The sequence below is a fragment of the Pseudomonas sp. NFPP02 genome (assembly GCF_900119355.1).
GTDB classification, from domain to species: domain Bacteria; phylum Pseudomonadota; class Gammaproteobacteria; order Pseudomonadales; family Pseudomonadaceae; genus Aquipseudomonas; species Aquipseudomonas paracarnis.
In genome coordinates, this window is sequence record NZ_FPJI01000006.1 from 56100 (window position 1) to 67322 (window position 11223).

Annotated in this window: 13 protein-coding genes, 1 tRNA gene and 1 pseudogene; all 15 read right to left on the minus strand. The window is 56.7% G+C overall.

What is annotated here, in order from left to right:
- Positions 1 to 93: 93 nt before the first annotated feature.
- Positions 94 to 666: a type III secretion system stator protein SctL gene (gene sctL / locus BT204_RS12255; RefSeq protein ID WP_054897137.1), complete on the minus strand. Its 573-nt coding sequence runs from the start codon at positions 664 to 666 to the stop codon at positions 94 to 96.
- 24 nt (positions 667 to 690) lie between these two features.
- The gene (locus BT204_RS12260; RefSeq protein WP_232241746.1) at positions 691 to 1047 is read right to left on the minus strand and encodes a type III secretion protein; all 357 of its coding nucleotides are present in this window, start codon (positions 1045 to 1047) and stop codon (positions 691 to 693) included.
- 178 nt (positions 1048 to 1225) lie between these two features.
- A complete protein-coding gene (gene sctJ / locus BT204_RS12265; RefSeq protein ID WP_054897135.1) occupies positions 1226 to 2014 on the minus strand; it encodes a type III secretion system inner membrane ring lipoprotein SctJ in 789 nt (262 codons plus the stop codon).
- Between the two features lie 6 nt (positions 2015 to 2020).
- The gene (locus BT204_RS27885; RefSeq protein WP_057977397.1) at positions 2021 to 2383 is read right to left on the minus strand and encodes a hypothetical protein; all 363 of its coding nucleotides are present in this window, start codon (positions 2381 to 2383) and stop codon (positions 2021 to 2023) included.
- Positions 2384 to 2436: 53 nt separating this feature from the next.
- The gene (locus BT204_RS12275; protein ID WP_034128085.1) at positions 2437 to 2604 is read right to left on the minus strand and encodes a hypothetical protein; all 168 of its coding nucleotides are present in this window, start codon (positions 2602 to 2604) and stop codon (positions 2437 to 2439) included.
- A 181-nt stretch (positions 2605 to 2785) separates the two neighbouring features.
- Positions 2786 to 3703: a sigma 54-interacting transcriptional regulator gene (locus BT204_RS12280; protein ID WP_072446981.1), complete on the minus strand. Its 918-nt coding sequence runs from the start codon at positions 3701 to 3703 to the stop codon at positions 2786 to 2788.
- 370 nt (positions 3704 to 4073) lie between these two features.
- Positions 4074 to 5174, minus strand: coding sequence for a redox-regulated ATPase YchF (gene ychF, locus BT204_RS12285; protein ID WP_014716830.1), 1101 nt, complete (start codon positions 5172 to 5174; stop codon positions 4074 to 4076).
- Between the two features lie 22 nt (positions 5175 to 5196).
- On the minus strand, positions 5197 to 5781 hold the full coding sequence (pth, locus tag BT204_RS12290; protein WP_054921813.1) for an aminoacyl-tRNA hydrolase: 585 nt from the start codon (positions 5779 to 5781) through the stop codon (positions 5197 to 5199).
- A gap of 167 nt (positions 5782 to 5948) precedes the next feature.
- A complete protein-coding gene (locus BT204_RS12295) occupies positions 5949 to 6548 on the minus strand; it encodes a 50S ribosomal protein L25/general stress protein Ctc (RefSeq protein ID WP_003188351.1) in 600 nt (199 codons plus the stop codon).
- A gap of 137 nt (positions 6549 to 6685) precedes the next feature.
- Positions 6686 to 7627 (minus strand): ribose-phosphate pyrophosphokinase, encoded by a 942-nt coding sequence (locus BT204_RS12300; RefSeq protein WP_003171603.1) that lies wholly within the window; start codon positions 7625 to 7627, stop codon positions 6686 to 6688.
- A 46-nt stretch (positions 7628 to 7673) separates the two neighbouring features.
- A tRNA-Gln gene (locus tag BT204_RS12305) sits at positions 7674 to 7748 on the minus strand.
- 37 nt (positions 7749 to 7785) lie between these two features.
- Positions 7786 to 8589 (minus strand): 4-(cytidine 5'-diphospho)-2-C-methyl-D-erythritol kinase, encoded by an 804-nt coding sequence (gene ispE / locus BT204_RS12310; protein WP_232103882.1) that lies wholly within the window; start codon positions 8587 to 8589, stop codon positions 7786 to 7788.
- Positions 8590 to 8638: 49 nt separating this feature from the next.
- Entirely contained in the window at positions 8639 to 9256 is a 618-nt protein-coding gene (lolB, locus tag BT204_RS12315) for a lipoprotein insertase outer membrane protein LolB (protein WP_032893661.1), read from the minus strand.
- A gap of 4 nt (positions 9257 to 9260) precedes the next feature.
- Positions 9261 to 10985: a tetratricopeptide repeat protein gene (locus BT204_RS12320; protein WP_034128082.1), complete on the minus strand. Its 1725-nt coding sequence runs from the start codon at positions 10983 to 10985 to the stop codon at positions 9261 to 9263.
- A 108-nt stretch (positions 10986 to 11093) separates the two neighbouring features.
- A pseudogene (locus BT204_RS28130) lies at positions 11094 to 11180 on the minus strand (outer membrane lipoprotein carrier protein LolA); the annotation flags it as partial.
- Between the last annotated feature and the right edge of the window lie 43 nt (positions 11181 to 11223).

The following is an 11223-nucleotide window of genomic DNA, read 5'->3' on the forward strand; positions in this document are numbered from 1 at the left end:
CAGATGTGTCTGAACTGTGTGGCGGGTTGTTTGCCACCAGTTCCATCGGAAGAAATTTTTTTAAAGATATCGCCCGCCTCTACCGCTATGTCCCTACAAGTTTGTAAACAATATTTCTCGCATCGAGGCCCAGTCGATCCGAAAATCGCCTTCATCTGTTTCCAGTAGCAGCGATTGAGGTTTGACCTGGTCATCGGGGCGAAGCTTCCAAGGTGTAGAGCCCAGCTGGACCAAGGCTTGGGCTATCTGCTCATGCTCGAGCGGGTTGCAAACCAGGGTGGCCTTCATAGGTGGAATTTGCGTCGTTACCAACTGTTTGACCAATGCCGAAAGGCGCTTTGGGGGAGGCACTTCCTCCAACAGGCAGTGGAAGGCTCGGTTGGCGATGGATGTTGCGTAGTGTTCGAGGTTGTCACACATCGCCTTGCGTTGGCGCTCCCACGCACTGAGTTGCGCGTGGGCGCGTGACCAGAAGTCGAGGCGGGCCTGCTCAAGCATTTCTTCACGATGCTCAACCGCCTGGCGCAGCAGCTCTTCAGCTTGGGCCCGTGCGCTATCTAGCAACTGCGCGGACTGAAAGCAATCGGCGAGCATCTCCCGGGTAATCAGTACTTTTGGCTGCCCGGAAGCGCCGTCGTGCAATTCGATTTTGCGTTGGGTCAACATAGACAATGCTCTGGTGTGTTGCCGTTAACGACGAGTTGTTTCACTACCCGTTGCGTCGATACGCCAGACAATCGCCTGCCACAGCGTATTGAGCCGGCCATGCGCATCGTCAAATGGCAGGTGTGTGGTTTCAAGTGCCTGCACCCGGTCAGGCGGCAAGCGCAGACGAAGGCGTTGCCAGACAGCAGGCTCGACCCAGGCCCTCAGCAATTGCATTGGATCATCCTCCGGCTGCAACAGGGCGTCAGGGTGTAGCGCCTTGGCAAGGCGCTCACACCACTTGCGGTGTTCATCGCACAAGGGGCTGTCGAGGTTGGGATGGCACGTAAGCTCCAGCAGTGCTATCGCCAGATCGAACTGCTCCCGTGAAGCCAGGGCCAAACCAAGCACCGTTGCACAGGGAGGGGGAGGCAGGCATGGCTCGATGCCCAACGCTGCGCACGCCAGCGCGGGTTGGCTGCGGCACAAGGCGGGTACTGCGTGGTAGGCGTGAGCGCTGGTCGCGTCCGGGTGCGAAAACTGCCACGGACTGGCCCACCATTGGGCCCAGGCCAGATGATCACTCATTCGCTAGAGGCGCTGGGGCGACAGGTTCCTGCCTGGATCGTTGGCTTCGTATGCGCCAGAACAGCGCCAAGGCGAGTGTCAGTATCGCGCCGATAACCAGAGCGCTCATAGCGGTACGCCAAAAACCGACGTCTTCCTCAGGGATCAGGAACGGACCGAAGTAGCTCAGGCGTTGTTGTTCCTGGTAAGCCGTTGCCGGTACAAAAACCACCGTGAGCTTCTGCGCGTTATCCAGTGCAGTGGTCATGCCAGGAATACTACTGGATACCATCCTGCGTACGCGCGCGCGGATGCTGTCGGGCTCCAGTCGTGGGTCATGTTTGATGAACACTGAGGCGGAGGCGGGTTGGACGGGCTCACCGGGAGCCACGCGTTCGGGCAGCACCACGTGCACACGAGCGACGATGACCCCATCGATGTTTGACAGGGTCGCCTCCAACTCCTGGGACAGGGCATAGATATACCGGGCACGCTCTTCCAGTGGCGTAGAGATGACGCCCTCCTTGCGGAAGGTGTCCCCCATCGTGGCACGGGCGACCTTGGGCAATCCGACCGCTTCCAGTGTGCGAACGGCGCGGCTGATATCGGCTGCATTGACACGCACCACGACGCCGTCCTTGGCAGGCACTTTTTGTGCGCGTATGTGTTTGTCAGCCAGTTCCGCGATGACCTCATTGGCATCCTGCTCGGAGAGTTGGCGATGCAGTTCGACACTTTCGCCGCAGCCGCCCAGCATCAGCGCCAGCGAGAAAACTAATCCGACGGATAGAAAACGAGTCATTTTTTCCTACTGCAGGTTGCTGATTTTTTCTAGGCATTGCGCGCCCTTGCCGACGCACTTCACCAGGGTTTGGGTCAGTAGAATGGAGTCTGAAAGATTGGGGGTGTAGTTGAGCCGATTTTTTTCTTTGAACTCATTGTTGAAGTCCTTGAGACCTCGACTCATACCACTTTTAGCCTTGTCCAAATACTGCAAAGCGTCGGTCAGTGCGTTCGCGGATGGCGTGGCGGTAACCCGTTGCATCGAGGGGGCCAATAACGCGCTGAAAAAGCTCGCATCTTCGCTGTGGTGCGTAGGTTGGGTAGGGGACCTGTGGGCTGTAAGGCCGTTTTGATATTCGCGTAATACGTCGACTTCTTCTATTTGCATATGGACCTCTAAGGGGAAACCCGCCCTTTGATGACCAAGGGCGGTGAAGCTATTTAACGCAGCGCGTCGTTGTTCTTTTTCTGCTCACTGATCCTGAACGCCTCATTGCTTTCTTTCATGGATTCGCGAAGCAGTTGCTTCCTTTCTGCCTTAAGGTCTGCGTTTTCGCCACCGGTGACCGGGGGGTGGTAGCTTTGCGGGTTGATGCCAGAAATACTCATAGTGATGCTCCGCTATCTAAGAAATGACATTTGAGCCTTGATGCGTAGTTGCAATAGTGTTGCTGCCGATAGGCACTAAATATATCAGGCTCATCCTTGTGTGGTTCAGGCTCGAATATGGTTCCCGCTTTTACTTAAAGGGTGTGTCTGAAGGTGTCTTCGGTGTGGGCTGAGCAGCGGGCTACTGTATATCTAGTTGTTTCATTCGGTAGTAAAGCGTTCTCTTTGCCATGCCCAACTCTACAGCCACCTCGTCCACACAGTAGGTATGACGCCGCAGCGACTCTTCAATCAGAGCTTTCTCGATTTGTTGCAGGCGTTCTTTCAGGTTGGTGGGTTGGTTTGTAGCGTTCGAGGGCGAGCTTGATAATGGCGCCAGACCCAGCACGAAACGTTTGGCAGTCGAGCGCAGTTCACGCACATTCCCCAGCCATGGATGGCACAGCAACTGTTGGACTAGCTCACTGCAAGGGTTTGGGGCGAGACACTTATAGTGCTCGGCTTCCTCTTGAATCATACTCAGGAACAACGGGACGATTCGGTCACGGCGATTGCGCAGCGCAGGCAGATTGATATTTACGACGTTCAGGCGGAAATACAGGTCGCGCCTGAACTTTCCCTGCTCGACCATCTCATGCAGGGATTGTTGCGCAGAGGCGATGACTCGCATGTCCACCGGGATAAACCGGGTTGAGCCCAGGCGTTCGACGCCACGTGACTCCAGCACACGTAGAAGTTTGGCCTGCATGGAAAGCGGCATGCTGTCGATTTCATCCAGATACAAGGTGCCCAGGTGTGCGGTTTCGATAAAACCCGCACGTGATTGCACTGCTCCTGTATAGGCGCCGGTGTTGACGCCGAACAGTTGGCTCTCTGCGAGGCTTTCCGGGATGGCGGCGCAGTTCACTGCGACAAAATGACCTCGTCGCCTCGACAAACGATGGATTCGTTGGGCCAGGGTATCCTTGCCAGTACCCGTCTCCCCCAACAACAAAATATCGATATCGAGCGCTGCGGTACTCTTGAGCGTACGTTCGATATCCAAGGTTTCAACAGAAGGGAAGTATGTCTCATTTGTTGTCTTGTAAGAGGCTGACATAGTCAGGGTGCTCCACTATCGCTATCACTTCACTGTTGATAGAACGCTGTTGGCGTGCGGTCAGTAGAGCGCAAATAATCAAAAATGTCATCGTGCTTATTAGTATGAAAATACTGCGCGAGAGCGTGTCAAATATTAACTATGTCAGGGCGCTGTATTGTTCAAGTGCATTCTTGATGGTTGTTGAATCTTTAGTGTAGGAGAAGACTTAAGGCTTGAAGGATTCATCGTTTAAATCGATCAAGGGTTATGAGTGATTAAGTTTTCTATGTGTGGGGCTTTTAGTTGGGTGGCAGGTAGAAACAGGAGGCAATAAAAAACCGACGCAATGCGTCGGTTTTTTTGTATCGGGCAGAGGTTCAGCTAACGCTTACACGTTGAAACGGAAGTGCATCACATCGCCATCTTTGACAATGTAATCCTTACCTTCCAGGCGCCACTTACCGGCTTCCTTGGCACCGGCTTCACCCTTGAACTGGATGAAGTCGTTGTAAGCGATCACCTCAGCGCGGATAAAGCCTTTCTCAAAGTCGGTGTGGATCACGCCAGCCGCCTGTGGCGCGGTAGCACCGACCTTGACGGTCCAGGCGCGGACTTCTTCGACACCGGCGGTGAAGTAGGTCTGCAGGTTGAGCATTTCGTAGCCGGCGCGGATCACGCGGTTCAGGCCCGGCTCTTCCAGGCCCAGGGCCTCGAGGAACATGTCTTTTTCTTCGCCGTCATCGAGCTCGGCGATTTCCGCTTCGATCTTGTTACACACCGGAACAACGATGGCGCCTTCTTCGTCGGCAATGGCCTTGACCACGTCGAGCAGCGGGTTGTTCTCAAAGCCGTCTTCGGCAACGTTGGCGATGTACATCACAGGCTTGGTGGTCAGCAGGTGGAAGCCCTTGATCACGGCCTTCTCATCGGCCCCCATATTCTTCATCAGGCTGCGCGCCGGTTTGCCTTCGGTAAAGTGCGCGATCAACTGCTCCAGCAGGCCCTTCTGGACCACTGCATCCTTGTCGCCGCCCTTGGCGTTACGCGCGACTTTCTGCAGTTGCTTTTCGCAGCTGTCGAGGTCGGCGAAGATCAGTTCCAGGTCGATGATCTCGATGTCGCGCTTGGGGTCTACGCTGTTGGAGACGTGAATCACATTCTCGTCTTCAAAGCAGCGGACCACGTGGGCGATAGCATCGGTTTCGCGGATGTTGGCCAGGAACTTGTTGCCCAGGCCTTCACCTTTCGAGGCGCCGGCGACGAGGCCCGCGATGTCGACGAACTCCATGGTGGTCGGCAGGATGCGCTTGGGATTGACGATGGCCGCCAGTGCGTCAAGACGCGGGTCCGGCATTGGTACGATGCCGCTGTTGGGTTCGATGGTGCAGAAGGGGAAGTTCTCCGCCGCAATACCGGACTTGGTCAGGGCGTTGAACAGGGTGGACTTGCCGACGTTGGGCAGGCCGACGATGCCGCAATTGAATCCCATGGTGTTTCCCCTCGGATAAGAGTCAAGCCTTCTGGCTGTGCAGGTTTTTCATCGCACGGTTCCATTCACCGGCGAAGATATCCGGCAGCACGCCGAGGGCAAAATCGATGCTGGCATCGAGTTTTTCCTGTTCGGCGCGTGGCGCACGACCCAGGACGAAATTTGAAACCATACTGGCAACGCCTGGGTGGCCAATGCCGAGCCGCAGACGGTAAAAATTATTCTGATTGCCCAACTGCGCGATGATGTCACGCAGGCCATTGTGCCCACCATGCCCGCCGCCGAGCTTGAGCTTGGCTACGCCGGGTGGCAGGTCCAGTTCGTCATGGGCCACCAGGATTTCTTCGGGTTTGATCCGGAAGAAGCCCGCAAGCGCCGCGACAGCCTGGCCGCTGCGGTTCATGTAGGTGGTGGGAATCAACAGACGAACATCCTGACCCTGATGCGAGAAGCGCCCGGTCAGGCCAAAATATTTGCGATCGACCACCAGATTGATGCCTTGGGCGTGGGCGATACGCTCAACAAAAAGGGCCCCCGCGTTATGCCGGGTCTGTTCGTATTCGGCGCCTGGATTTCCCAGGCCAACGATCAGTTTAATGGCAGTCACGACAGGGGCCCTTCCTTTGGAGTTGTGGATAACATCGCCGTACCCAGATGCGGCGAAAGTGGACGACACTACATCATTTACTCAAGAGTAAACGCCGCGTTATCGCCCGCTTTCTCGCTACGTTTCGGTCCGCGATGTTTCCTCAAGCTCCGGCAATACAGAGTGAATTACTCTGCAGCGCCTTCTTCAGCTTCTTCTGGAGCAACGCGTGGAGCGTGAACGTTGGCAACAGCTTTGTCATCACCGTGAGCCAGTGCAACAAACTCAACGCCTTTAGGGGCCTTGAGGTCGGACAGGTGAACGATGGCGCCGATTTCCAGAGCCGACAGGTCGACTTCGATGAACTCAGGCAGGTCTTTCGGCAGGCAGGTCACTTCGATTTCGTTCAGGACGTGAGAGATCTCGCCGCCTTTCTTGACCGGAGCTTCTTCACCCACAAAGTGCACAGGCACGATGGCGGTCAGTTTCTGGCCAGCTACAACGCGAACGAAGTCAGCGTGCATGATGAACTGCTTGGAAGGGTGACGCTGCATTGCTTTAACGATGACGTTCTGCTTGGCGCCGTCGACGTTCAGCTCGATAACGTGGCTGTAGGCAGCTTCGTTTTCGAACAGCTTGGCGATTTCCTTGGCCAGGATGGTCACGGATTCAGCAGGCTTGTTACCACCGTAGACAACGGCTGGGATGTTGGCGGCGTGACGCAGGCGGCGGCTCGCACCTTTCCCCAGGTCAGTACGCGCTTGGGCGTTCAGAGTAAATTCGTTCATGTTGTATCTCCAAAATAGCCATCATCGAGGGGCGTTTGCGACCAGCGCCGAACTCGATATGGGCAAAAAAGCCCCGCCCCAGCGGAATGCTGGGGCGGGGCGCTTTTCGTCAGTGAGGTGATCCGTTGGTTTGACCCTTAACGGAACATCGCGCTGATCGATTCTTCATTGCTGATGCGGCGAACCGCTTCGGCAACGACCGGTGCAATATCCAGTTGGCGGATACGTGCACAGGCTTGAGCTGCGGCGGACAACGGGATGGTGTTGGTCACCACCAGTTCGTCCAGCACGGAGTTCTCGATGTTCTCGATCGCTCGGCCCGACAGCACAGGGTGTGTGCAGTAGGCGAAGACTTTTGCTGCACCGTGCTCTTTCAAGGCTTTCGCCGCGTGGCACAGGGTGCCGGCGGTGTCGACCATGTCATCAACCAGAATACAGGTGCGCCCTTCGACATCACCGATGATATGCATCACTTCAGAGTGATTGGCTTTCTCACGGCGTTTGTCGATGATCCCGAGGTCCACGCCCAGGGATTTGGCAACAGCCCGTGCACGCACGACGCCACCAATGTCCGGGGACACGATCATCAGGTTTTCAAAGCGCTGGTCTTCGATGTCATCCACCAGGACGGGGGAGCCGTAGATGTTATCTACTGGAATATCGAAGAACCCCTGGATTTGGTCAGCGTGCAGGTCAACCGTGAGCACACGGTCGATACCTACCACGGTCAGCATGTCAGCAACGACTTTCGCGCTGATAGCTACACGTGCGGAGCGCGGACGGCGATCCTGACGGGCATAACCAAAGTAAGGGATTACAGCTGTGATTCGAGTCGCTGAGGAGCGGCGGAAGGCATCAGCCATCACGACGAGTTCCATCAGGTTATCGTTGGTCGGAGCGCAGGTCGGCTGAATAATGAAGACGTCTTTACCGCGGACATTTTCATTGATCTCGGCTGTAATTTCGCCGTCGGAGAATTTACCGACAGAGATGTCACCGAGAGGGATATGCAGCTGACGTACGACACGTCGAGCCAGATCGGGGTTGGCATTCCCCGTAAAGACCATCATCTTGGACACGCGCAGTACCTAGAGGCTGAGGGTAACCTGGATGAGTATTAGAAAATGGCAGGGGCGGCTGGATTCGAACCAACGCATGGCAGGATCAAAACCTGCTGCCTTACCGCTTGGCGACGCCCCTGTATCTGTTGCAACGAGTGCCTAACACTCGGTTCCTTTTAGAGCAGACTTTGCAGCTTGCGATGCAACATCGAAACGTTGCTTCCTTTTGCTACAAACCCTGTAAGGGTCTCTGTAAGAAGGGCCGAGACTTTATCAGCTTCAGCTTTGCTTGGGAAGCCCCCAAACACACAACTTCCAGTTCCGGTTAATTTTGCTTCGGTAAATTTACCTAACAAATTCAAAGCGTTACGTACCTCTGGATAACGCCTTGCTACAACCGGTAAGCAGTCATTTCGACTGTTTCCCTTGGGAACGGGGCGCACTTTAATGGGAGAAGAGTTACGTGTCAACAACGGATCTGAAAAAATTTCTGCTGTACTTACAGATACTTGCGGCACCAGCACGACATACCAAGGTTCTTCGGGCTCTACAGGGGTGAGTTTTTCCCCGACGCCTTCAGCAAATGCGGCGTGCCCCCGCACGAAAACCGGGACGTCGGCGCCCAGCGTGAGGCCCAGCGCAGCAAGGCGGTCGTGGTTCCAGCCCAGTTGCCATAAATGATTGAGGCCCAACAAAGTGGTCGCGGCATTGGAGCTGCCGCCACCGATACCTCCGCCCATGGGCAGAATTTTGTCGATCCAGATATCGATGCCGAGTCTGCAGCCAGATTGTTCCTGAAGTTTTTTTGCCGCCCGCACAATCAGATTGCTGTCGTGGGGCACGCCGTCGAATTCGGTGTGCAACTGGACCACGCCATCGTCGCGCACGGCAAAGGTGAGTTCATCACCGTAGTCGAGAAACTGAAACAGCGTCTGCAGCTCGTGGTAGCCATCTTCACGGCGACCGAGGATGTGCAGCATCAGGTTGAGCTTGGCCGGGGAGGGCAGGGTCAATTTTTGTGCGGACACGTTATTGCCCCAGTTTGCGCGGTTGCCAGTCCTTGATCACCAGCGTGACATCAAGGTCGGTGCCATGCAGCTTGATACGTTCGGGAAGCCAATAACCGCTTTGCTCCACGTAGCTCAAATATTCGACCTGCCAGCCATCCTGCTCCAGGGTGGCGAGGCGGCTGTCGCCATTGAGGCTCAGACGGCTCTTGCTGTCCGGCGCCGGCAGACCGCGCACCCACCAGACCAGATGCGAGACGGGCAACTTCCAGCCAATTTGCTGCTCCAGCAATTCTTCCGGGGAGGTTGCCTCGTAGCGGCCCTGGTTGGCCACTTCCAGGCTCACTTGCCCTGGCCGGCCAGTCAGGCGGGCCGCGCCACGGCCCAGGGGGCCCGAGAGGCGAATGTCGTAATAGTCCTGGCGCTGCAGCCAGAACAGCGTGCCGCTGCCAGAGTCTTTCGGCGCACGTACTCCGACCTTGCCCTCGATCTGCCAGCCATCGATGCTGCTGAGCTGATCCTTGTGTTGTTTCCATTGGGCCGGGTTGCCCTGGCCTTCAACGGATTCACGGCTGCCGATGCCCGCGCAACCGGCGAGCAGGGCGATGAAGCTGAAAACGATAACGTGGCGCAAGAACATAAGCTTAAAGGGTCTCGGATCCGGTCAGGCGCTTGATGGTGCTGCGCAGGATGGGGCTGTCGGGTTGTTCCTTGAGGAATTTTTCCCAGATTTGTCGGGCTTCGCGCTGCTTGCCATTGGCCCAGAGCACTTCGCCCAAGTGTGCGGCAACTTCCTGGTCCGGGAAACGCTCCAGGGCCTGGCGCAGCAAGCGCTCGGCCTCGTCGAGGTTGCCCAGGCGGTAATTCACCCAGCCCAGACTGTCGAGCACGGCAGGGTCTTCCGGGTTGAGCGCATGGGCTTGTTCAATCAGCGCCTTGGCTTCGGCGTAGCGCGTGGTGCGGTCGGACAAGGTGTAGCCCAGGGCGTTAAGTGCCATGGCGTTGTCCGGGTCGCGCTTGATGATCAGCCGCAGGTCTTTTTCCAACTGCGCCAGGTCATTGCGTTTTTCTGCCTGCATGGCGCGGGTGTACAGCAGGTTCAAATCGTCGGGGTATTGCAGCAACGCCTGTTGCAACAGTTTCCAGGCGCGTTCGCCCTGTTTGTTGGCCGATAAGGTCTCGGCCTGGATCAGGTACAGCTGGATGGCGTAATCCGGCTCGGCATCGCGGGCCGCGGCCAGGCGTTTTTCCGCTTCGTCGGTGCGGCCGTTGCTCATCAGGATATCGGCCTGGCGCAATTGCGCTGGCAGATAATCATTGCCGGGGCCGACCTGGGCGTATTCAAGCAGGGCCGCCTGCGGGTCGTTGCGCTCTTCAGCGATGCGGCCCAGGTTCAGGTGCGCCGAGTCCACGTGGCTGTCACGTTCGATCAGCTCTTGCAGGTAGCCCTTGGCCTCGTCCCAGGCTTTGGCTTCCAGGCACACCAATGCCAGGGAATAACGCAGTTCGTCGTCGTCCGGGTATTGCTGGACCAGGTTGGCGAACTGCACTTTGGCGTCTTCCATACGGTCCTGCTCAACCAGCATACGTGCATAGGTCAGGAGCAGGCGCTTGTCGCCGGGGTATTTCTTGATGCTTTTTTCCAGCAGCGGAATCGCTTCCTTGCCGCGGTTAAGGCTTTGCAGCAGGCGTGCACGCAACAGGATGGGCGCGATTTCACCTTCTTCCGGCGGGTTCTGCTCCAGCAGCTTGAGCGCGGCGTCGGCTTCATCGTCCTGTTGCAGCAGCAGGGCCTTGCCGAAAATCAACTGGCTGTTCTTCGGGTGCTTTTGCAGCAGGCGATCGAAACTCTTCATCAGGCCGTTGCGCGTGTCCTGGTCGGTGTCGGCGGCCGACAGCGCAAGAAAGTCAAAATGTGTGTCGCCTTTGCCCTGCAGGACCTTCTCCATATAAACCATGGAGTCGTCATAGCGCCCGGCACGCGCCAGTTGCACGGCTGCGGCGCGCTGGGCTTCCAGATCATCCGGGGCATTTTTGGCCCAGATCAGCGAGGTGTCCAGCGCTGCCTGGTCGGCGCCCAGGTATTCGGCGATGCGAAACGCTCGCTCGGAAATCCCGGGGTCCTGGGTGTTGATGGCCTGGGTCACGTAATTATCCAGCGCAATATCAAAGCGATTGCGTTGGCCGGCCAGCTCAGCTGTCAGCAGGCTGTAGATCGTTTCTTCACTGAACGAGGAATAAACCTTGGGTTTTTCAGGGGCGGGAGTGCTGTCTTCCACCGGCGACGTAGCGTCCGGCGACACGGGTGCCATGGCCTGGCAGCCGCTGAGGAAGACAAAAGCGAGGAGCAACGCGGAAGATCTATTCATATAGGAAGAGGACGACTAACCTGCGGTCGGATCATCATGACACAAGCCTTCGGCCAAACATAACCGGGGCACTCGGAATACGACTATTGCTGCCTTTTGCCTTTCCTTTGTAGGAGCGAGCTTGCTGGCGAAAAACCTGAGAGCGCCGCTGGGCGCCCGGCTTGCCGCGTTATCGTTGACGATTTTCGCGAGCAAGCTCGCTCCTGCAAAAGTGCATTGATAGGCATAAGGTATAGGG